Origin of the sequence: Nocardia sp. XZ_19_385, from assembly GCF_015355755.1 — a bacterium.
Lineage (GTDB): Bacteria > Actinomycetota > Actinomycetes > Mycobacteriales > Mycobacteriaceae > Nocardia.
The window spans coordinates 1,882,969-1,903,315 of record NZ_JACVEE010000001.1 but is presented as its reverse complement, the minus strand read 5'-3'; the positions used below and the strand labels follow the sequence as shown (position 1 = coordinate 1,903,315).

General features: G+C 68.9%; 20 protein-coding genes. 2 read left to right on the top strand and 18 right to left on the bottom strand.

The genetic code is table 11. The annotated features are described in order from the left end of the window. Positions 1 to 47 precede the first annotated feature (47 nt). Together IBX22_RS08955 and IBX22_RS08950 are read left to right on the top strand one after the other, a co-directional pair. Positions 48 to 869, top strand: coding sequence for a GNAT family N-acetyltransferase (locus IBX22_RS08955; protein WP_194814834.1), 822 nt, complete (start codon positions 48 to 50; stop codon positions 867 to 869). A 6-nt stretch (positions 870 to 875) separates the two neighbouring features. Further along, on the top strand, positions 876 to 1,907 hold the full coding sequence (locus IBX22_RS08950) for a 1-acyl-sn-glycerol-3-phosphate acyltransferase (protein WP_228538261.1): 1,032 nt from the start codon (positions 876 to 878) through the stop codon (positions 1,905 to 1,907). On the opposite strand, the gene IBX22_RS08945 is transcribed toward IBX22_RS08950, so the two are convergent. The 18 genes from IBX22_RS08945 to IBX22_RS08860 form a co-directional block, all read right to left on the bottom strand. Next, positions 1,891 to 2,886 (bottom strand): YeiH family protein, encoded by a 996-nt coding sequence (locus tag IBX22_RS08945; RefSeq protein WP_194814833.1) that lies wholly within the window; start codon positions 2,884 to 2,886, stop codon positions 1,891 to 1,893. The genes IBX22_RS08950 and IBX22_RS08945 overlap by 17 nt on opposite strands. A 96-nt stretch (positions 2,887 to 2,982) precedes the next feature. Beyond that, on the bottom strand, positions 2,983 to 3,630 hold the full coding sequence (locus IBX22_RS08940; protein ID WP_194814832.1) for a response regulator transcription factor: 648 nt from the start codon (positions 3,628 to 3,630) through the stop codon (positions 2,983 to 2,985). Next, entirely contained in the window at positions 3,627 to 4,799 is a 1,173-nt protein-coding gene (locus IBX22_RS08935; RefSeq protein ID WP_194814831.1) for a sensor histidine kinase, read from the bottom strand. The genes IBX22_RS08940 and IBX22_RS08935 overlap by 4 nt, the downstream gene beginning before the upstream one ends. A 5-nt stretch (positions 4,800 to 4,804) precedes the next feature. Beyond that, entirely contained in the window at positions 4,805 to 5,644 is an 840-nt protein-coding gene (locus IBX22_RS08930) for an ABC transporter permease subunit (RefSeq protein WP_194814830.1), read from the bottom strand. Then, positions 5,641 to 6,579 (bottom strand): ABC transporter ATP-binding protein, encoded by a 939-nt coding sequence (locus IBX22_RS08925; protein WP_194814829.1) that lies wholly within the window; start codon positions 6,577 to 6,579, stop codon positions 5,641 to 5,643. The genes IBX22_RS08930 and IBX22_RS08925 overlap by 4 nt, the downstream gene beginning before the upstream one ends. A 9-nt stretch (positions 6,580 to 6,588) precedes the next feature. Beyond that, a complete protein-coding gene (locus IBX22_RS08920; RefSeq protein ID WP_194814828.1) occupies positions 6,589 to 7,788 on the bottom strand; it encodes an FAD-dependent monooxygenase in 1,200 nt (399 codons plus the stop codon). A gap of 25 nt (positions 7,789 to 7,813) precedes the next feature. Further along, entirely contained in the window at positions 7,814 to 9,166 is a 1,353-nt protein-coding gene (gene accC, locus IBX22_RS08915; RefSeq protein WP_309234497.1) for an acetyl-CoA carboxylase biotin carboxylase subunit, read from the bottom strand. Beyond that, positions 9,163 to 9,660, bottom strand: a complete 498-nt coding sequence (locus tag IBX22_RS08910) for a biotin/lipoyl-containing protein (protein ID WP_194814827.1) — start codon at positions 9,658 to 9,660, stop codon at positions 9,163 to 9,165. Before IBX22_RS08910 ends, accC begins: the two co-directional genes overlap by 4 nt. Further along, positions 9,657 to 11,327, bottom strand: coding sequence for an acetyl-CoA carboxylase carboxyltransferase subunit alpha (locus tag IBX22_RS08905; RefSeq protein WP_194814826.1), 1,671 nt, complete (start codon positions 11,325 to 11,327; stop codon positions 9,657 to 9,659). The genes IBX22_RS08910 and IBX22_RS08905 overlap by 4 nt, the downstream gene beginning before the upstream one ends. Continuing rightward, positions 11,324 to 12,097, bottom strand: coding sequence for an alpha/beta fold hydrolase (locus IBX22_RS08900; protein WP_194814825.1), 774 nt, complete (start codon positions 12,095 to 12,097; stop codon positions 11,324 to 11,326). The genes IBX22_RS08905 and IBX22_RS08900 overlap by 4 nt, the downstream gene beginning before the upstream one ends. After that, positions 12,094 to 13,191, bottom strand: coding sequence for a 3-oxoacyl-ACP synthase III family protein (locus IBX22_RS08895; protein ID WP_194814824.1), 1,098 nt, complete (start codon positions 13,189 to 13,191; stop codon positions 12,094 to 12,096). Before IBX22_RS08895 ends, IBX22_RS08900 begins: the two co-directional genes overlap by 4 nt. Positions 13,192 to 13,224: 33 nt before the next feature. Continuing rightward, on the bottom strand, positions 13,225 to 15,558 hold the full coding sequence (locus IBX22_RS08890) for a beta-ketoacyl-[acyl-carrier-protein] synthase family protein (RefSeq protein WP_309234496.1): 2,334 nt from the start codon (positions 15,556 to 15,558) through the stop codon (positions 13,225 to 13,227). 13 nt (positions 15,559 to 15,571) lie between these two features. After that, positions 15,572 to 16,840 (bottom strand): beta-ketoacyl synthase, encoded by a 1,269-nt coding sequence (locus IBX22_RS08885; RefSeq protein WP_194814823.1) that lies wholly within the window; start codon positions 16,838 to 16,840, stop codon positions 15,572 to 15,574. Beyond that, complete coding sequence (locus IBX22_RS08880) at positions 16,837 to 17,310, bottom strand: 3-hydroxyacyl-ACP dehydratase FabZ family protein (RefSeq protein WP_194814822.1); 474 nt, start codon at positions 17,308 to 17,310, stop codon at positions 16,837 to 16,839. The genes IBX22_RS08885 and IBX22_RS08880 overlap by 4 nt, the downstream gene beginning before the upstream one ends. Next, complete coding sequence (locus tag IBX22_RS08875; RefSeq protein WP_194814821.1) at positions 17,307 to 18,560, bottom strand: beta-ketoacyl synthase; 1,254 nt, start codon at positions 18,558 to 18,560, stop codon at positions 17,307 to 17,309. Before IBX22_RS08875 ends, IBX22_RS08880 begins: the two co-directional genes overlap by 4 nt. Further along, positions 18,557 to 19,003, bottom strand: coding sequence for a 3-hydroxylacyl-ACP dehydratase (locus IBX22_RS08870; RefSeq protein ID WP_194814820.1), 447 nt, complete (start codon positions 19,001 to 19,003; stop codon positions 18,557 to 18,559). Before IBX22_RS08870 ends, IBX22_RS08875 begins: the two co-directional genes overlap by 4 nt. 12 nt (positions 19,004 to 19,015) lie before the next feature. Continuing rightward, positions 19,016 to 19,414, bottom strand: coding sequence for an acyl carrier protein (locus tag IBX22_RS08865; RefSeq protein WP_194814819.1), 399 nt, complete (start codon positions 19,412 to 19,414; stop codon positions 19,016 to 19,018). A 32-nt stretch (positions 19,415 to 19,446) separates the two neighbouring features. Continuing rightward, the gene (locus IBX22_RS08860; RefSeq protein ID WP_194814818.1) at positions 19,447 to 20,241 is read right to left on the bottom strand and encodes an SDR family NAD(P)-dependent oxidoreductase; all 795 of its coding nucleotides are present in this window, start codon (positions 20,239 to 20,241) and stop codon (positions 19,447 to 19,449) included. Between the last annotated feature and the right edge of the window lie 106 nt (positions 20,242 to 20,347).

The window sequence follows — 20,347 nt, the reverse complement described above, 5'->3', positions numbered from 1 at the left end:
ACTTCGGGGTTCCTTCGACGCAGTTTCTAACTGGCTTCATCGAAGCTATGACTATTTCGTCCGTGTTGACCGCTCCGGCTCCGACGGACTCGGGGGTGGAAAAGTCTACGTATTCGCTCGTCGTCTCCTCCGACGCCGAGCACCGTCAGGCGGCGCAGCGACTGCGCTACAACGTGTTCGCCAACGAGCCGGGGTTCCAGATCCCGGACACCGGCACCGGCCTGGATGCCGACCGCTTCGACGACCACTGCGACCACCTGCTGGTCCGCGAAGACCGCACCGGCGAATTCGTCGGCTGTTACCGGATGCTGCCGCCCGACAAGGTGGCCGCCGCGGGCGGTTACTACACGGCCACGGAATTCGATGTGGCGCAACTGGATCCGGCCGGACGGCAGATCGTCGAGATGGGCCGGGCCTGCGTGGTGCCCGATCACCGCAACGGCTCGGTGCTCACCCTGATGTGGGCGGGCATCCTGCACTACATCCAGCTCACCGGCTACGAATGGGTGATGGGCTGCGTCTCGGTGCCGATGCAGGACGCCCCGGCCGACCCGATCGGTGCGAACGTGCGCGGCGTGCGTGATGTACTGCTCGGTCGGCACGCCTCCGATCCGGAATGGCGGGTGCACCCGCTCAATCCGGTTGTGGTCGAAGGCAAGACCCTCGACGAGCTGACTCCGCCCGCGCGCCCGAAGCTGCCGCCGCTGCTGCGCGGCTACCTGCGCCTCGGCGCGGAGATCTGCGGCGAGCCCGCGCACGACCCGGACTTCGCGGTCGCCGACTTCGTCGCGCTGCTGGGCCTGGACACGATCAACACCCGCTACCTGGAACGGCTGCAGAGCGCTGCGGCCTCGCTCGACGGACGGTGAACCCCCATGGTTTTCGACGCCCCGCCCGCGCAAGCGGTGCACGCGTGGATGCCGTCGAGCCCTTGCGGGCCCGGCTGTGTCGAGGCGGCCGCTGAGGTCGGTACCGCTCGAGTGATCGCCCGCCTGCTGGGCGTCACCGGATTGCTCATCAGTTATCCGCTGCTGAACGCCGCCACGCCCCGCCGGCGTCGCGAGTTTCTCCAGCGCCGCTACGCCCATGCCGTACTCGATTGTCTCGGAATCGAATTGCGCGTCGTAGACCAGCGTCCCGGTACCGAATCGGCCCGGTATGCCGAACCGAACCGCGGCGTCATGATCGTCGCGGGCCACGTCAGCTGGTCCGATGTCGTCGTCATGGCCGCGGTGCAGCCGCTGGGTTTCGTGGCACGCGCGGACATGCTCGAGTGGCCGGTGCTGGGCGGACTCGCCAAGCGCCTGCGGGTCATCCCCATCGAACGCGAACGACTACGTGAACTCCCGGGCGTCGTCGACGAACTCGGCGTCCGCCTGTCCGCCGGCGATCGCGTCGCCGTGTTCCCCGAGGGCACCACCTGGTGCGGCCGCGCCTATGGCCGCATGCGCCCCGCCCTGTTCCAAGCCGCGGTCGACACCGGCACTTTCGTCCAGCCGGTGCGGCTGCGCTACCTCGACCGCCACGGCGCGCAGTGCACGGTGCCCGGCTTCGTCGGCGATGACACCTTCGCCGACTCCGCCAAACGCGTCCTGCGCTCGCGCGGCATGGTGGCCGAAGTCGTTCTGCTGCCCCAGGAATACCCCGGCCTGGACCGCCGCGATCTGGCCCGCCGCTGCGAGCGCGCGGTCCGCGGCACCGGACTCTCGTTGCACGGCAGCACCACCGAGTGGATCGAGGCGAGCACCACCCGCGTACAGGACCCCGCTCCTGCCGCACTCCCGGCCGTACCCGAGATCGCGGACGCTCCGATCCATCACGGTGTGGATCGGCGTGGGTTGCGCGGCCGTGCGCTCGCGGTACTGCGGCGCCGGACCCGCGAGAGCCGAATCACGTCCAGCCGGTAGCGGTCTGGAGCGCGAGGCTGCCGACAGCCAGGATCAGGCCGAGCGCGCCGCCGAACACCAGGGGGCGGGCGCCGTTGGCGCGCAGTTGCCGCCAGGTGAGGGCGGAGCCGATGGCGGCGAGGACCGCCGCGATGAGCCAGGCGCTCAGCCCGCCGAGTGGCGCGAGCCAGGTGGGTGGCACGATGCCCGTTCCGGCGACCACCGAGGCGAGCACGAACAGCACGACGAACAGTGGGAAGCTCTGGCGCAGGGACAGTTTCGTTTGACCGGTGCCGCGGCGGGTGAAATGCAGGCCGAGGCACAGGGGCACGATCATCAGGCTGCGAACGAGTTTGACGATCACCGCGAAATGGGCTGCGGCCGGGCCGAATATCACTCCCGCCGCCAGCACCGAGGAGGTGTCGTTGATGGCGGTGCCCGCCCACAGCCCGAAGGCCCGATCCGACAGCCCCAGTAGCCGTCCGAGGGGTGGAAAGACCAGTACCGCAACGATATTGAAGACGAAGATGGTGCCGAGGGCGTAGGCGACCCGCTCCTTCTCCGGCTTGATGACCGCGGTGGCCGCGGCGATCGCGGACGCACCGCAGATCGTCGTCCCGACCGCGACGAGGGTGGCCGAATCCCGGTCCAGCGCCAGCATTCTGCCGAGGATGACCGCGGCGACCGCGCCGAGGACGAGGGTCCCGAACAGGACCACGGCGGTCTGGCGTCCGACCTCGAGGACCGAGCCCACGGGAAGACCCAATCCGAGCAGCACGATCGCGGCGCCGAGGATCCGCTGCCGGGTCAGCGCCAGGCCTGCCGCGAAGACGCCCGCCTCGCTGACCGATCGGCGGCCGAGGACACCGATCAGGGCGCCGCCGCACAGCGCGATGACCGGCGCGCCCACGACCGGCAGCGCCTTGCCCGCGACCGTCGCCACGCTCGCGACAGCGGCGGCGAGCAAGAGGCCTGGAAGATTGCGGCGGAGCCACGTCATGTGTCACACGATCGCGACTCGGTCGCCCGACCGGTAGCTGGCGAAATAGCAGGACCTCATAAGCGGTGCTGATGAGGCGGGTGCGGCCGACGGTCTTCAGCTGGGTTTGATGAGCAGCGTTTCGTAGGCGTAGATCGCGGCCTGGGTGCGGTCGCGCAGTTGCAGCTTTTCCAGTACCCGGCGGACGTGTGTTTTCACCGTCTGCTCCGAAATCACCAGCTCCTCGGCGATTTCGGCGTTGGACAGACCGCGGGCGATCAGGACGAGAACCTCGGTTTCGCGGGCGGTGAGATCGGCCGGTTTCGCGGCGGCGCGGGGCTGGCTGCGGCGGGCGAATTCGGACAGCAGGCGCCTGGTCACCGAGGGGGCGAGCAGCGCTTCGCCGGCGGCGACGATGCGGACGGCCTCGCCCAGAGAGTGCGCGGAGGATTCCTTCAGCAGGAATCCCGCGGCGCCGGCCCGTAGCGCGGCGTAGACGTATTCGTCGAGGTCGAAGGTGGTCAGCACGATCACCTTGGCGGGGCCGGTGGCGGTGATCTCGCGGGTGGCCTCGATGCCGTCGCAGACGGGCATGCGCACGTCCATCAGGATGACGTCGGGCTGGAGCCGTTCGGTTTCGTGGATCGCTTGCCGCCCGTCGGCGACCTGCCCGACCACGTCGATATCGGGTTGCGCGTCCAGGAGGACGGCCAAGCCCTCGCGGATCAGCTCCTGGTCGTCGGCGATCAGTACGCGGATGCTCATCGGTCTCCGTTCTGGGTCGGAAGTGCCGCGGCGACAAGGTATTCGCCGTTTCCGGTGGGTCCGACAACGAGGGTGCCGCCGAGCATCGCGACACGTTCTCGCATGCCGAGGATGCCGTGGCCGGAACCGGCCCCTGTCGAATCCGTTGGTATGTGCTGATTCTCGACGCGGATCCGGATTTCCGCGGCGGTGGTCGCGATTTCGATCCGGACCGGTGTGCCCGGCGCGTGGCGGATGGCGTTGCTCAGGGCCTCCTGCACGATTCGGAACGCGGAGAGTTCCACGCTGGCCGGGACTTCCGAGGTATCACCGCAGAGCTCCAGGGCGACCTGCGCGCCGGTGGCGCGCACCGACGCGACAAGACCGGGAATGTCGGCCAGCGTCGGTTGCGGCAGCACCCCGGTGTCGCCGGAGCGCAGCACATCGAGGATGCGCCGCATTTCGCCGAGCGCGGCGGTGGCGCTGGAGCGGATCGTCACCAGGCTCGCGGCGGTCTGCGGCGCGAGCCCGGGATCGCGGTACTGCGCCGCCTCGGCCTGGATCGCGATGACCGACATGTGGTGTGCGACCACGTCGTGCAGCTCCCGGGCGATGCGGGCGCGCTCCTCCAGCCGCACCGTGCGCTGATGCTGTTGTTCGGCGGCCTCGCGCTGGCTGCGCAGACTCTGACTCGTCGCGATCAGTGCCCGCACCGCCACCACCGTGGTCAGCAGCAGCCCGGAGACCACGCCGGCCGCGATGAGCCCGACCGGCCAGTCGACCGGCCGCAAATACAGGGCGAGCGCGGTGCCGGTGGTGATCGTCGCACCCCAGGACACCGCGGCCGCCCGCGCGCTGGTCCGGAACGCGGCGACACCGAGCACGACGAAGTGGCTGTTGAGCATGGGGTCGACCCACAACTCCGCACCCGACCACAGCGACGCGAGCGCCACCCCGGCCAGCGACAGACCCCAGGCCAGCGCGGGCACCCGCGGCGCGACGAGAACCGCGGCGCCCTGCGCGAGCGCGAGCCCGATCGCCTGCGGCTCGGACAGTTCGGAGGCCGCGATCAGCGTGATCAGGACCACCGCGAACGCCATGACGGCCGCGGCGATCGTGACGGTACGCAGCGGCCAGCGCCCGATCCGAGCAGGCCAGGTTTCCAGCAGGTGTGCCGCGATATTTCGCATGACACCTAGACCAGGTCGCGTCGGCGGATCAGCCAGACGGATCCAGCGATGAACGCGGTCAGGTAAACACCCAGGGCGACAATCGATTCCGACCGAGTGATGGTAGTGAGCACGCCGGGTGTCGTCTCACCCTGCAGGGTGCGCAGGGCACCGGCCAGTGATCCCGCCGCGGTGCCCGGCAGATAGTTCATGACTACGCCTGCGCTGCCGAGCATTTCGCCGAAGAAGCGCAGCACGTTCTCCAGAACCAGCACCCAGACCAGGCCGAGCCCGACGGCGAGCGCGGGCCCGCGGGCGATGATCCCGATGAGCACACCGAGCATCGACCACATCCCGAGAATCGCGATGCCGCTACCGATCCCGGTCAGTGATCGGCCGACCGAGGGCAGGACGATCGGTTGTGACTCGGCCCAGGCGATGGCCGTGGCGACGGTGAGGTCGACGACGAACGCCCCGAGGACCACGCCGACGACGACGGTGAGCACGGCGATCATGGTTCCGGCGAGCGCCTCGGGCCGCGAAGGTCCCTGCGTGAAAACAGTTTTCCAGGTGCCCCAGCCATACCCGCTGCCGGTGGCCAGCGCACCGAGGATCAGCATGAGCGCACCACCGAACACCACCATGCCGCCGGCGAACTCCTCCGGCACCGCCGCGGGCATCATCTGCGCGAGCAGCTGGTCACGCGGCTGCCCTTCGGTCGCGTTGCTGGAATCATCGGAGACATAACCGATGTAGTTGAGCGCGTACATGAACGTCAGGTTCAGCGTGAACCAGACTGCGATCAGGACCCAGAGTGTGGGCCAGCGCCGCAGGCGCAACGCCTCGGCCCGGATGCTCGCCATCATTTCCCTGCCTCCGCCTCGGTCGTGGTCAGCTCGAAGAACACTTCTTCCAAAGATCGTTCGTCGATCCGCAATTCGTGCAGGTCGGCCCCGGCTTCGACAATCGCACGCGCGACCAGCGGGGCGGCTTCGGCGCCCGCGTCGATCCGGATACCGCCCGTGGTCAGCGCTGCCGAGCCGACGGCCGCGCGCACCGCGTCGAACGCGATCGTCTCCGGCTCGGCCCGAACGAAAACTGTGGCGCTGCCCCGCATCTCGGCAACGGTGGATTCGGCGAGCAGCTTTCCGCCGTTGATCACCCCGACCCGGTCGCAGATCTCCTGCACCTCGGCCAGCAGGTGGCTGGAGAGCAGAACGGTATGCCCGTGCGCGGCGAGATCGGTGATCAGTTCCCGCATTTCGGCCATGCCCGCCGGGTCGAAGCCGTTGGTGGGTTCGTCCAGGATCAGCAGATCCGGGTTGCCGAGCAGTGCGCATCCGACGCCGAGGCGCTGTTTCATGCCGTGCGAGTAGGTGCGGAATTTGTCGTCGCCGCGCGCGGTGAGCGCCACCCGATCGAGCGCTTCCTCGACGGCCGAGTCGGGCAGGCGGCGATAGCGAGCCATCACCCGCAGGTTGTCGCGGCCGGACAGGTACGGATAGAACCCGGGGCTTTCGATCAGCACACCCAGACGCGTGAGCGTCTCGGGATCACCTGGTGCGCAACCGAATACGCGGGCCGTTCCACTCGACGGCCGGATCAGCCCGACGAGCATGCGCAGCGTCGTCGTCTTACCGGCGCCGTTCGGTCCGAGGAAACCGTAGATCTCCCCGGCCCGGACGGTCAGGGCGACATTGTCGACGGCCAGCTGGTCGCCGTAGCTCTTGGTCAGCGCGTCGGTGCGCACGATTTCGGTGGTCGTCACGGGCTCGGAGTTCGAAACAGTCGAAGTGATCATCGTGTCCCCTCAGACGACGGCGGGCAGTAGCGACGGGACCTCGATCTGGAATTCCCCCTCGATCTTGGCGACCTGCTTGTGCCCCACGATCGTCTTCATCATCAGATCCCGGGCCTTGGTCATCGCGAAACCGCGCCACGAGGAGACCGTGCCGATCCGCCACGACTCCTGCTGCAAGGCAGTGCTTTCCGGACGCCGGACCGCCTCGTAGTCGGCGAGCGCGGTGGCCAGGGCGGTCCGATCGCGCAGATCGATCGGCACGATCCGGCGCGCGAGCACGATCGCGTCGACGATGGCCTCGCTGGCGCCGCGCCCCAGATTCGGCGTCACGGCATGCGCGGCGTCGCCCAGGAAGACGATCCGGTCCCGGCTCCAGGACGGCATGGGGCCGAGGGCACGGACGTCGTGGTGCAGCATCGCGGCGGGCGGGGTAGCGGCGATGAGATCCTGCACCGGCTGCGGAAAGACCCCGAAGCGGTCCCGCAGATCGTCTTTGACGAGTTCGTTCGGTTCGTCGATCGAGACCGTGGGGTCGCGCAGCGCCGCGGCCCAGAAGATGTGGTTGCTGCCGCAGTCCTTGATCGCGATGCGGGTGCCCCGGCCGAAGAACAGCGTGAAATTGTTCGGCCCGCACGGCGGCTCGTGCTCGGCCACCGCGTGCACGATGCGGTAATTGGCGGTGAGGATTTCGACTTCGGGGAAGATCGCCTGCCGGGTGCGCGAATTGATCCCGTCGGCCGCCACGAGCAGGTCGGCACGCTCCTGACGGCCGTTCGCGAAGGTCACGGTGACGCCGGTGGCGTCCTGCTCGACCGCCGTCGCACGATGATTGAATTCGACCGGCCCGAGATCGGCGGACCCGGCCAGCGTCTCGATCACCTCCGAACGCCTGATCATCACCGGCATCGGCGCGTTGTGCTTGCGGGCGAACTCGGCCAGCCGCGCGTGATAGAGCGGGGTCCCGTGCTGATTGAAGAACTGCTGCCGGTGCACTTCCGCGCCGCGCCGGCGGATCTCGTCGGCCAGGCCCAGTTCGGCGAACGCCTTCATGCCCTTGACCCACACCTGCAGGGAGGCACCGACGGTGCCGAAGGCGGGCGCTTGTTCGTAGACGGTGGCGTCGATGCCGACTTTCCGGAAGGCGATGCTGGCACAGAGCCCGCCGATCCCGCCGCCGAGGATGATGACTCGTCCATTCGATGTCGTCATGGGAACTCCCGATACTCAGTATGGCTCAGTGGATGGTGTGCACGAGGTCGAGATCGAAGTTGCCCGAGCGGAATTCGGGGTTCGACAGGATCGCGTCGCGATGAAAGGCCGCGCAGGTGGTCAGGCCCGGACCTTCCAGCACGAGTTCGTCGAGCGCCCGGCGCATGCGCTCGATCGCGCCGAGCCGATCGTCGGCCCAGACGATCACCTTGGCCAGCAGTGCGTCGTAGTACGGCGAGACCGACATGCCCTCCTCGAGGTGGCTGTCGACCCGCACCCACGGGCCCGCGGGCGGTCGATAGCGCGCGATCCGGCCCGTGGACGGAGCGAAATCCCGCTCGGGATTCTCCGCGTTGATCCGGCATTCGATGGCGTGACCGCGTAAGACGATGTCGGACTGCCGAATTCGCAACGGCTCACCCTGGGCGATCCGCAGCTGCTCGGCGACCAGGTCCACCCCCGACACCATCTCGGTCACCGGATGCTCGACCTGCAGGCGCGCGTTCATCTCCATGAACCAGAACCCGCCGTCGCGGTCGAGCAGGAACTCCATCGTCCCGGCCCCCTCATACCCGACCGAGCGGGCACCGGCCACCGCGGCCGCCCCGATCGCGGCGCGCTGCTCGTCGTTCAACGCCGGTGACGGCGATTCCTCGAGCAGTTTCTGATGGCGGCGCTGGACCGAGCAGTCCCGTTCCCCGAGGTGCACGACATTGCCGAAGCGGTCGGCGAGAATCTGCACCTCGATGTGGCGCGCACCTTCGAGGTAGCGCTCCAGGTACAGCCCGCCGTCGCCGAAGGCCAGGCTCGCCTCGGCTTGGGTCCGGCTGTAGGCCTCGGCGAGTTCACCGGGCTCACGCACGACACGCATGCCGCGTCCGCCACCCCCCGCTACCGCCTTGAGGATCACCGGATAGCCGACTTCACCGGCGATCCGCTCGGCCTCCTCCGCATTGCGCAGCGCCGCCTGGGTGCCGGGCAGCAACGGCAATCCCGCCGCACTCATGAGCGCCCGGGTCACCGCCTTGTCGGCAAGACTCGACATCACCTCCGAGGAGGGCCCCACGAAGACCAGGCCCTCCTCGGCGCACACCGCGGCGAAATCGGGGTTTTCCGAAAGGAATCCGTATCCCGGGTGGATCGCGTCGGCGCCGGTACGCAAGGCCGCGCCGATGACATTCGGAATATTCAGATAGCTGCGGCCGGGTTCGGGCGGCCCGATGCACACCGCGTCGTCGGCCATCCGCACCGGAATCGAGTCGGCGTCGGCGGTCGAATACACCACCACACTGCGCAATCCGAGTTCCCGGCAGGCGCGCACGACGCGCAGCGCGATCTCGCCGCGATTGGCCACCAGGACCGTCTTGATCTCGGTCACGACGCCATCTCCATCGTGGACTCGGCCGGTTCGAAAACGACCAGCCGCTGGCCGAATTCGACCACCGCGCCATCGGTGGGCAGCACCTCCACGACCCTGCCTGCGCACGGCGCGGTGATCTGATTCATCAGCTTCATCGCCTCCACGATCGCGACGACCTGGCCCTCCTCGACGTAGTCGCCGGGCGAGACGAACGGATCGGCGCCGGGCTCGATCGCGCGATAGAAGTGCCCGACCAGCGGCGATTCGATCGCGAAGGTCGTCGTCGCTTCCTCGTCGAGCGCGGGGACCGCCAAGGTGAGCTGGTCATGGCGGGTGTTGACGATCTCGACGCTGTCGGCCCACTCGATGTCGACGTTGTATTCGCCCGCGCGCACCCGCAGGCGGCGTGGTTGCCGGTCGAGGTCGGCCACGATCGCCCGCACCTCCCGCATCATGTGGGTGAGCGAGGTGTCGAGGTGGGTGTTGTGGTCGGGCTGGCGGAAGGCGGTCATGACTGTTCTCCGATCATCGGGGTGGTGTTCGAGCCGAATTGGCGAAACTTGCGGTACCGCGCCTCGACGAGGTCGGGACCGGGCAGCGCGGACAGTTCGGTGAGCGCGTGCGCCACCGCGCCGCGCAGCCCGGCGGCCGCGGAAATGATGTCGGCGGGCACCGATTCCGGGATGACGCCGTCCACGACGCCGAGCCGCAGCAGTTCCGGGGCGGTCAGTTTCAGCGCCTGCGCGGCGGCTGCCGACGCGCTACGGTCGCCCCACAGAATCGCGGCGCAGCCTTCCGGGCTGATCACCGAGTAATAGGCGTGTTCGAACATCAGCACCCGGTCGGCCACGCCCAGCGCCAGCGCACCACCACTGCCGCCCTCCCCGGTGACCACCGCGACGATCGGCACCGGCAACCGGCTCGATTCCATGATCGCCCGGGCGATGGCGCCGGCTTGCCCGCGTTCCTCGGCGCCGATTCCGGGATACGCGCCGGGCGTATCGATCAGGGTCACGATCGGCATGCCGAACTTCGCCGCATGGTGCATCAGCCGTAAGGCCTTGCGGTAGCCCTCCGGTTCCGGCATGCCGAAGTTGCGGGCGATGGATTCCTTGGTGTCGCTGCCTTTCTCGTGGCCGATCAGCATGACTCGCCGACCGGCGAGGGTGGCCGGACCGCCGACCAGGGCGGCGCTGTCGCCGAACATCCGGTCGCCGCGCAGTTCCAGGAAGGAATCGAACGCGACGGCCGCGAAACTCAGCGTCGTCGGGCGCTCCCGTGCGCGGGCCAGCTTGACGATCGCCTCCGCGGGCCGGGCCGCGATCGCCTCGGGGTCGGTGATCGTCGTCGGTTCGGGGGTCAGGTCGACCGTCGTGCCGACCGTATGCGCGGCAAGCACTTTGGTGAAGAACGAGCGCAGCTGCGCGCGGGGGACGACCGCGTCGAGCATGCCGCACTCCAGCAGGAATTCGGCGGTCTGGAAGCGCGGCGGCAGATCCTCGTTGATGGTTTCCCGGATCACGTTGGGTCCGGCGAACCCGATCAACGCGCCCGGCTCGGCCACCAGCACGTCCCCGAGCATGGCGTAGGAGGCGGTGACGCCGCCGAAGGTCGGGTCGGTCAGCAGGCAGAGCACCAGCAGCCCGTCCTCGTGCATACGGGCGATGGCCTGGCTGGTCTTGGCCATCTGCATCAGCGAGATGCTGCCCTCCTGCATCCGGGCCCCGCCCGACGCGCACACCAGCAGCAGCGGAAGTCGTTCGGCCAGTGCGTGTTCGGCTGCCCTGGTGATGACCTCGCCGACCGCGCTGCCCATCGAACCGCCCATGAAGCCGAATTCCATGGCCGCCACTACGAGCCGATGTCCGCCGAGGCTTCCGGCACCGAAGATCGCGGCGTCCGACCCGCCGGTTCGATCGCGCGCCTCGTCGAGCCGCTTCAGGTAGCTCTTGCGGTCCCGGAAAGCGAGCACGTCGCGGGTCTCGATGTCGTCGTATTCGCCTGGGGCCCAAGAACCTTCGTCGAGCAGCAGGGCCAGCCGCCCGGCCGCGCCGATCCGCAGGTGGTGGCCACATGCCGTGCAGACCTGGAGGTTGCGTTCCAGTCGGCGCCGGTACTGATATTCCGAGCAGGCCGGGCATTTCACCCAGGTGGTTTCCTGGGCGAGCACTTGGGTCATCCGATCTCTCCATTCACCGGTGTCTTCTCGACCTGAGCGGCCAGAAATTCCTGCAGCGCGGCGGCGACGGCGGCCGGTGCGTCCGCGTGCACGGCATGCCCGGCGCCGGGGACGTAGACGTGCGTCCCGTTGTCGAGCAACGACATCGCGCGCTCTACATGCCCTGCTGCCATGAGCGCGCCCGCTGCCGGGTCGCCCTGCACGAGTAGCACCGGGCAGTGGAGCCGCGACAGCATTTCGTCGGGGTCCTGCTCGCGCTGATTGCGGCCCTCGACCCAGCGCTGCTTCAACTCCGGGTCGGCCAGCCGCAGCGAGACCGCGATCGAGCGCATCGCGAAGGTCGGATTCGCGTAGAAGGTCATGGCGTCGCGCTGTTCCTGACGCAGCTGATACAACGCCGAGTCCACGATGACCACGGCGCGCACCGATTCCGGCACGGTGGCGGCCACCATCGAGGCGACCCAGCCGCCCAGCGAATGCCCGACCAGCACCACCGGTTCCGCCACGACCTCGGTGAGGAACTCCGTGATGTCGGCCGCGAAATCGGTGAGCGCGTAATGCCCGCTCGCCCAATCGGATCGGCCGTGCCCGCGCAGGTCGGGCGCGTAGATGTTCCAGCCCGGGCCGAGACTGCGCACGAACGGCCGGAACGTCTGCCAGCGTGCACCGAGCCCGTGCAGCAGGCAGAGCGCCGGGCCGTCGTCGCTGATGTGGGCGTAGTTGAGCATGGCCCCGGCGGCCCGGAAACGCCGCGACTCGATGAGCATCATTGCCCGCCGCTCCACACCAGCGTCATGCCGGCGTACTTCCACTTGCTGGTTTCGATGGCGAGCAACATGACGTTGTCGCCGGCGCGCAGGCGCCCGGTGGTCGCGGCCTCGTCCAGCGCCAGTGGCACCGCGGCCGACCCGGTCGCACCCACCCGTGCGATGTTCTCGTAGACCTTGTCCCGCAACGCGAGCCATTCGTCGGTGAGCAGTCCGGCCGCCTCGAGCTCGCTGGTCATGTAGCCCGCATTGCCCTCGGGCACGACCCAGAGCGCGATGTCCTCGGCCGCCAGGTCGCTAGCTCGCAGCAGGGTTTTCAGCGACCGAGTGATCATGTGCGGGATGAACTTTCCGGATTCGACGACGTCGACCTTCAGTTCCACCAGCCGCTTGGCCAGCGCCTGCTGGTGCAGCGGCGCGTGCGTGGCGCCGCCGATCACCTGCATGCCCGGCTTCTTCAGACCGCCCATGGTTTCCAGCACCGATCCGAGCACCCCGGACCGAGTTCCCGGTACGGACTCCTCGGCGCGGAACACCAGCGCACCCGCACCGTCACCGAAGGTGTAGGCCACCAGCCGATCTCGCATGCGCACCCGCTCCGGGTCCACGCCGCGATACAGCGGCACGAGCAACGGCGAGATGGCCTCGCAGCCGACGACGATCGCGGTGCGATAGGTGCCACGCTCCAGGTAGCCGCGCGCGATATCGGCTGCTTCCACGAAACCCGCGCAGCCGGAACGGATTTCGAGGGTGGCACACTCGGCGATGCCGAGATGCTGCTGGACGAAGGTGACGGCCGGGGGCAGCTGGTACTCCGGGCTCGCCGTCGACATCACGATGAGATCGACATCGGCGGGTCGCAGCCCCGCCCGGTCCAGGGCCTGGGCGGCAGCGCGGGCCGCCATCTCCGAATTGGTGATCAGGTGCTCGCCGGTGTCCGGGTCGATCATCCAATGCCGTTGCAGGACTTGGATACCCTCGAGGATGTCGCCGGGCACCGGTCCGACCAGCGCCTCGATCTGCTTGTTGTCGATCGGTTCGCCGTGCAGATAGCTGCCGGTGCCTACCAGGTGTACCGACAATCCGTTCGTAGCCATGCGGTGGTGTCCTTGGTCTCTCGTGTATCTCGATCAGCTCGGCGCCAGCACGATGCTGAAATGGGTGCCGCCGAGCGAAGAGCTGTTCACCAGCACCGCGCCGTCGCGGGGCCTGGAAGGATGGAACGCGGCCAGCGCCGCCGACAGCAGCCCGCCGACGCCGATCTGCTCGCCCAGCGCCCGCTTCGCCGAAACACGCTGCGGCCCAGCGGTACCGAATATCCGGTCCAGTGCCCGTTGTTCCGGTTCGTCGACCGCCTGCCAGCCGATTTCGTTGGTCCACACCTGTGCGATGTCCGAGACCGCCAGTCCGGCGCTCGCGATCGCGGCCCGCATGGCGCGCTCGCTGCCCGAGCCCTGCGGATCGGTCCGGCCGACTCCCAGCGCGTCGGCGGCGGAGGCATGCCCGAGCACCTCGGCGTAGACGGTGGCGCCGCGACGTCGCGCGTTGTCGATGCTTTCGAGGACGACGGTCGCGGCGCCCTCCGCGAGGGTGAAAGCGTCCTGTGGCCCCATCGGCACCCCGAGTCGGCGGTAAGCGTGTGCGACCAGTTCGGTGAGCGTGTCCGCGGCGGTGGCCAGGATCGCGGTGGCGCGACCGACCGACACCAGGTCGTAGCCGTAGCAGAGCGCGTTGGCGCCGGCGGCATGTCCCGCGGTGACGGTCGAGGTCGGGCCGAGCGCACCGAGCAGGGTGGCGACGCTGCCCGCCGCGGCGTTGTACACGGTGTTCGGGAAGACCGCGGGGTTCGCCGCGGCCGCGCCCTCTTCGCGCAGCGGCCGGACGAACTGCTCCATCGCCTGCATGGGACCGAGACCGGTCCCGAAGACGACGCCGATCTGTGTCGGATCGTCGGCGATGAGGTCGGCCCCGGCGGCCTGCACAGCCTGGCTCGCGGCGAAGGTCGACAGCAGGCCGAGCCGATCCATCCGCCGTGCTTCGCGCCGGGTCAGGTGGTCGGCCGGATCGCTGTCGACCCGGCCGAGCCGCATACCGTCCTCGATTCGGGCGCAATCCCGGCCCGTGGCCAGGGCGCGTAGCGCGGCCTCGATGCCGATTCCGGCGGGTCCGACGGCTCCCGCACCGGTCAGCACCACGCGGGTCGCCTTTGCCGCCGGCCGGACGAGACTGGTCGGGCGGTCGGCGAAGGCAACACTCGCGTTCGCGCCGGCGAAGGCGAAATTGTTCGAGATCGCGTTGCGCGGCTGGCAGATGCGAGGCTCGACGGCGACATGGTCGAGCCGGCACTCGGGATCGGGGACAACCAGATTCGCGGTCGGGGGCAGGACGCCGTTGCGTAGCGCGCCCACCGTGATGATCGCCTCCACCGCCCCGGCCGCGCCGAGCAGATGCCCGATCATCGACTTGGAGCTGCTCACCGGGACCGAGTCGGCGGCGGCGCGCAGGGCGAGCCGGGTCGCCTTGGCTTCGGCGCTGTCGTTGCGCGGTGTACCGGTGCCGTGACTGTTGATGTAGCCGATCTCGTCGTCGTCCAGGCCCGACCACTCCATCGCGGCGCGCATCGCGCGGGCGGCGCCGGTGCCGTCGGGGCGCGGTGCGGTCGGGTGATAGCCGTCCGCGGAGAGCCCGTAACCCCTTATCTCGCAAAGGGGTTCGATATCGGCCGCGGCCACCAGGTCGGCGCGCGCCAGCACGAGCATGCCGCTGCCCTCGCCGAGCGAGAGCCCGGTCCGCTTGTCCTGATAGGGCGCGGCCGGCGTCGGGGAGAGCGAGCCCAGCGAGTTGAAGCCCGCGTAGGCCACGTCGGAGAGCGCGTCGGTGCCGCCCGCCAGCACGATGTCGGCGCGGCCGAAGGCGATCAGGTCGGCCGCGTACCCGATCGCGTTCGCCCCCGCCGCGCAGGCGGTGTTCACCGTCAAGGTCGGTCCCTTGCACTGGAATTCGGCTGCCAGCGACTCGGCGATCGCCTGTGGCGGGCCATACATCGCCAAGGCGGCAGCGCCGTTGCCGGTACCGTCGCCGAGCCACTCCATGGTGCTGAGCAGCCCGGCGTTGCAGGTGCCGAGGACGATCGCCCGGCGCTCCGGGGCGACACCGGAGACCAGCGTGTGCGCGGCGTCCATCGCCTCCTGGGCGGCAGCGAACGCGAAATCGAAAGCGCGATCGCGGAATCCGCCGACCGCGGCCGCGATCGGCGACGGCGGCACCGGTGCGCGGACCTCGCCGCCGATCCGCGTCCGATACTCGGCCATCGGCAGGTGCTCGACCGGGCGGATCGCGACGTGGCCGGTGCTGACCCCGTCCCACAGGGCCTTCGCGGTGTCGCCCTGGGAGGTGACGGCCCCGACAGCGACCACGACAACGGTCTGCATCGGCGCGGTGTCGAATTCTTCTCGTTCCTTCACGACGGACTCCTGTTCAGATGCGCTTGAGGGCCAGCGCCGCGGACTGACCGGACAAGCCCCGGCCGATCGCGAGGCTGTAGTCGGCGGACAGGTCGCGCGCGGTGCCGGGTACCCAGTCCAGGTCACAGTCCGCGGCGGCGTGCTCGAGGTTGAGAGTCGGCGCGACCGCGCCGTCACGCAGCGTCGCCGCTGCCAGTGCGACATTCAATGCGCCTGCGGCGGACAGCAATTGGCCGACCGCCGGTTGCACACTGCTGGCCAAGACGGAGTCCGCGCCGGCCCCGAGTGCGGCCCGGAGCCCGCGGGCTTCAGCCGCATCCGCGCGCGGGACGGCGGCGCCGTCCGCGGCGACGTAGCCGATGGCGGTGCCGTCGATCGAGGCTTCGCGCAGCGCCGACCGGACGGAGTTGGCCAATCCGCTGCCGTCGCCCCAGATCTGGCCTGGCGCAACCGGTTCCCAGCCGCCACCGAAGCCGACGATCTCCGCGTGCGGCTGGATCCCGCGGCGGACGGCGGCGTCGTAGTTCTCCAGCACCAGGACGCAGGCGCCTTCGCCGAGGACCGTGCCCGAGGCGGTCCGGTCGTAGGGCCGGACCGCGCCGGGATCGCGGTCCGCGGTGAGCAGGCCGAGCCGGTCGAGCTTCGACGCGCACCACCAGGAGACGGCGTCGTCGAAAGCTCCGGCGACGGCGAGGTCGGTATCGCCCCGCGCGATGGCGCGATAGGCGTTGCCGATCGCGCTGATCCCCGCGTCACCCGCCCCGGACTGGAAGGCGCTCGGGCCGGCGAACCCGAATTCGTCGGACAGAAAGAACATTTCGGCTGACGGCAGCCCCTCGACGAAGAACAGCGGATACATGTCCGCCGCGGCTTTGCCGAGCCGTTCCATATCGATCGAACCGTCGTCGTCGCGCGCCTCGACCGTCGCGTCCAGCACGTGGCGGGGATCGGCGATCTGGTTCTCACTCGCCAGGAACACCCCGACCGTGTCGTTGCCGGGCGTCTCCGGATCGATGCGCGCCTCGTCGGCGGCGAGCCGGACCGCGGCATGCGCCAGCTGGTTCGCCCGGGTCATCAATCGCAGCGACTTGCGGTTGCGCACATAGGGTTTGGCGTCGAAATCGGCGATCTCGGCGCCGAGCTGTGTGCGCAGCGAGGACGGGTCGTAATGCTGCACGCGGCGTACCGCACTGTGCCCGGCGAGCAGCGCCTTCCAGGTCTGGGTGAAGCCGATCCCCAGCGGCGACACCACACCGATGCCGCTGATCACAACGCGATTCATGGGACTTCCTTAGCTGGAGCCGAGTGGTTGATCATGGCCAGCTCCCGGGCGAGCACGACCACGGTGTCGCCGATGGTGATCCGGCCGGACAGCACCGCGTGTGCGCGGTCGTGCTCCCGGATGTCCACCGCCAGCCGGAGCTGATCGCCGGGGCGCACATAGTGGCGGAACTGCACCCGCCGCACCACCGCGAGCTGCCATTGCCCGCCCACGGTCGCGGCGAGCAGGGTGTCGGCCAGATTCGAGATCCCGTGCAGGAGTAGCACTCCCGGCAGCACCGGGAAGCGCTGGAAGTGCGTGTCGAACACAGTCAGCGTGTTCGGTACGTTCGCCAGCGCGACGGCCCGGGTACCGACGTGCAACTCGACGATCCGGTCCAGGCACAGCCCGCCCGCCAAGGCGAGCTCGTCGGGCGGCACCCGCAATTCGCCGTCCCAGCGCGGGGCGGACAGGATGCTGTCGATGGTCATGCCGCCTCCAGCAACAGCGAGGCGTTGGTGCCGCCGAAGGCGAACGAATTGACCACCGCGACCGAAACATCCACCGCGCGTGCCTGATTCGGGACGTAGTCCAGATCGAGCTGGGGATCGGGTTCGGTGTAGTTGATCGTCGGCGTCACCAGTCCCTCGGCGAATCCCCGCAGTGCGGCAAGCACATTGAGCGCGCCCGCGCCCGCCGTCAGATGCCCGGTCATCGATTTGGGCGAGGTGACGAGCAGCTCGTGCGCGTGAGCGCCGAAGACCTGCTTGATCGCCGCGGTCTCGGAGGTGTCGTTACCCGGTGTGCTGGTGCCGTGGGCATAGACACAGTCGACGGCGTTCGGGTCGACACCGGCGTCGGCGATGGCATTGGCCATCGCGGTGATCGAGCCGCCGCCGTCCGGCGGGGAGTCGGTGATCCGGTAGGCGTTCATCGTGGCCGCATATCCGCTGACCCGCCCGAGGATTCGCGCGCCCCGCGCCAGTGCGGTCCGCTCGTCCTCGAGCACCATGAGCACCGAACCCTCGCCGAGCACGAACCCGTCCCGGTTCGCGTCGAACGGCTTGGATGCCCGGGTCGGGTCGTCGTTGTATCTGGTGGTGAGCGCACCCAGCAACGAGAAACCGGAGACATCCAGCCACGTCGTCAGCGCGTCCTGACCGCCCGCGATCGCCATGGTGATCTCACCGGCCTGAATGCGCCGGAACGCTTCCCCGATCGCGTGCGTGGCCGAGGCGCACGCGGTGCTGATCCCGCTGATCGGGCCGCGGCAGCCGCCGACCTCGGCGATGGCGGCGAGGTCGATGCCCTGATCGCAGCGCAGCGTGCTGTCCGGGTCGCGCCGATAGATTTCGGCCCCGTCGCTGAGCCGGCGGGTGCGGCCGATCTCGGCGAGCTCGGCGGGTTCGGGCCGGCCGACGTGGCCGCCCACGAAGACGCCCCGGTGCTGCGGGGCATGGCTGGCGAGGTCACCCGCGTCCGCGATCGCCTCCGCTGCCGCGACAACGCCGAATCCGCCTGCCCTGGTGAGCAATTCCCATCTCTGCGTGTGCAGCAGCTCGGGGGCGGGTGCGAAATCGCGCACCATCCCGGCGATCTGCACCGAGAACGAACCGGGATCGAAGGTGGCGATCCGCCCGACCCCGCTGCGGCCCGCGGCCAGCGCGGACCAGGTCTCCGCCGCGGTGTTGCCCACCGGAGTCACCGCGCCGATGCCGGTGATGACGACCTTGTTGTTCATGAGTGGTCCCCACTTCGCAGGATTTCTTCGCGACCCCGCACCGTCTCGGTGTCCTCGAGCAGGTCGGCGTCGATCAGTGCGCACATCAGGTCCTCGACCTCGAGGACGGTCCGGTCGCCGACCGAGAGCCGGCCCGAGACGACGATGGTGTCCCCGGCCGACTGGATGTCGGCCGCCGCGACGACGTCGTCACCGGGACCCACCTTCGACCGCGTGTGCACCGCGCCCACCGAGAGCAGCACTGCCCGGTGTTTGCGTTCGGTGCTCAGGTAGACCAGCCAGGCCGCGCTCTGCGCGAGCACTTCGAGCTGGATCGGCAGCGGCATGTAGCGGCCGTAATCATCGGTGGCCCAATAGGTTTCGCTGGAACTGGTGCGCTTGACCGCCTCGATGCGGGTCCACGGTTCGAGGGTGTCGATGCGATCGACCAGGTGGAATCTCATGGTCGCACCGCGTCAGCTCGCCGCGCCGACGTGCGGGGACACCATGTCCGCCAGGTTGCGCACCGTGAACAGGTTCATCACGTCCTCGGCGGCCAGCTTCCCGCTCAGTGCCGCCGGATCGATCTGCGGCATCACCCTTTCCAGCTGCGCCAGGCCGACCTCGGAGACGACGCCGTCGTCGGTGCCGAACTGCTCGTCCGGGATGCCGCCCTGGATCCGTTCGCTCAGCTCGTTGGTCGTGATCTTGACGCCGAGCCGGCGTTCGATCCGGAAGAGGATGTCGAGCAGATCGATCGACTCGGCGCCGACCTCTCCGAAAAGGGTTGCGTCGGCGTCGACTTCGTCGATGTCGAGGGCGACCGCCTCGGCCACGATCTCGCGGACGGCGTCGATGACACTGGTTTCGGACATGGTTGTTCCCTCTATCTGTGGTGTTCGGATGGCTAGCGCCGGGTGGTCTTCTTCAGCGGCTTGCCCAAAAGCAAAGTGCCGCCGCCCATTCCGTCGATCGGGATCAGCGCGCCGCTGAGGTGTTTGGTGTGTGTCGCGGCGAGGAAGGACACCAGTTCGGCGACCTCCTCGACGGAGGTGGCGCCGGGCACGGGCACCTGCCCGATGATGCCGTCGCCGTTGCCGCCGCTGAGCACGTCGGCGATCATCTCGGTCTCCACGAAACCGGGGAGCACGGCGTTCACCCGGATGCCGAACCTGGCGAACTCGAGGGCCGAAGCCATGGTGAAGGAGTTGATGGCCGCCTTGGACGCGGCGTATCCGGAGGCGCCGAGCCAGGCCCGCTGGCCCATGACGGAGGAGACGTTCACGATGGCCGCCCCGTCCTGCTGGGTCAGCGCGGCGGAAGCGGCTCTGGTGCAGTTGAACACGCCGCCGAAGTTGACGCGCATGACCTCGAGCCAGTCGGCTTCGTCCATCTGCATGATCAGCCGGTTGCGGGTGATGCCGCAATTGTTGACCAGGATGTCGAGCCGTCCGGCCTGCGCCAGGGTCTCCTGAACCACCGCCTCGGCGTCGCCCGGGAGCGAGACATCACCCTGTATCGCGACGGCCCTGCCGCCGTTGGTCTCGATTTCCGCGACGAGCTCTTTGGCGGCCTGGTCGCCCCGAAAGTAGTTGACGGCAACGAATGCGCCTTCCGCGGCCAGTCTGCGGCATATCGCTTGCCCGATCCCGCCTGATCCGCCGGTTACCAATGCGGCGCGGCCGGTGTGAATTGATGACATACAGCCCTCCCCGGAGCACTGCTCTCGGAAGTGCGGCACCGTTCGGATCGAACGATCGGATCCACACTTTCCGAAACCGATGATCCAGCTCGAACTAACCTTGTGC

Bases quoted from the DNA above. Each gene is read 5' to 3' on its own strand.
- IBX22_RS08955 (WP_194814834.1), top strand. From the start codon at position 48: ATGACTATTTCGTCCGTGTTGACCGCTCCGGCTCCGACGGACTCGGGG.
- IBX22_RS08950 (WP_228538261.1), top strand. From the start codon at position 876: ATGGTTTTCGACGCCCCGCCCGCGCAAGCGGTGCACGCGTGGATGCCG.
- IBX22_RS08945 (WP_194814833.1), bottom strand. From the start codon at position 2,886: ATGACGTGGCTCCGCCGCAATCTTCCAGGCCTCTTGCTCGCCGCCGCT.
- IBX22_RS08940 (WP_194814832.1), bottom strand. From the start codon at position 3,630: ATGAGCATCCGCGTACTGATCGCCGACGACCAGGAGCTGATCCGCGAG.
- IBX22_RS08935 (WP_194814831.1), bottom strand. From the start codon at position 4,799: ATGCGAAATATCGCGGCACACCTGCTGGAAACCTGGCCTGCTCGGATC.
- IBX22_RS08930 (WP_194814830.1), bottom strand. From the start codon at position 5,644: ATGATGGCGAGCATCCGGGCCGAGGCGTTGCGCCTGCGGCGCTGGCCC.
- IBX22_RS08925 (WP_194814829.1), bottom strand. From the start codon at position 6,579: ATGATCACTTCGACTGTTTCGAACTCCGAGCCCGTGACGACCACCGAA.
- IBX22_RS08920 (WP_194814828.1), bottom strand. From the start codon at position 7,788: ATGACGACATCGAATGGACGAGTCATCATCCTCGGCGGCGGGATCGGC.
- IBX22_RS08910 (WP_194814827.1), bottom strand. From the start codon at position 9,660: ATGACCGCCTTCCGCCAGCCCGACCACAACACCCACCTCGACACCTCG.
- IBX22_RS08905 (WP_194814826.1), bottom strand. From the start codon at position 11,327: ATGACCCAAGTGCTCGCCCAGGAAACCACCTGGGTGAAATGCCCGGCC.
- IBX22_RS08900 (WP_194814825.1), bottom strand. From the start codon at position 12,097: ATGATGCTCATCGAGTCGCGGCGTTTCCGGGCCGCCGGGGCCATGCTC.
- IBX22_RS08895 (WP_194814824.1), bottom strand. From the start codon at position 13,191: ATGGCTACGAACGGATTGTCGGTACACCTGGTAGGCACCGGCAGCTAT.
- IBX22_RS08885 (WP_194814823.1), bottom strand. From the start codon at position 16,840: ATGAATCGCGTTGTGATCAGCGGCATCGGTGTGGTGTCGCCGCTGGGG.
- IBX22_RS08880 (WP_194814822.1), bottom strand. From the start codon at position 17,310: ATGACCATCGACAGCATCCTGTCCGCCCCGCGCTGGGACGGCGAATTG.
- IBX22_RS08875 (WP_194814821.1), bottom strand. From the start codon at position 18,560: ATGAACAACAAGGTCGTCATCACCGGCATCGGCGCGGTGACTCCGGTG.
- IBX22_RS08870 (WP_194814820.1), bottom strand. From the start codon at position 19,003: ATGAGATTCCACCTGGTCGATCGCATCGACACCCTCGAACCGTGGACC.
- IBX22_RS08865 (WP_194814819.1), bottom strand. From the start codon at position 19,414: ATGTCCGAAACCAGTGTCATCGACGCCGTCCGCGAGATCGTGGCCGAG.
- IBX22_RS08860 (WP_194814818.1), bottom strand. From the start codon at position 20,241: ATGTCATCAATTCACACCGGCCGCGCCGCATTGGTAACCGGCGGATCA.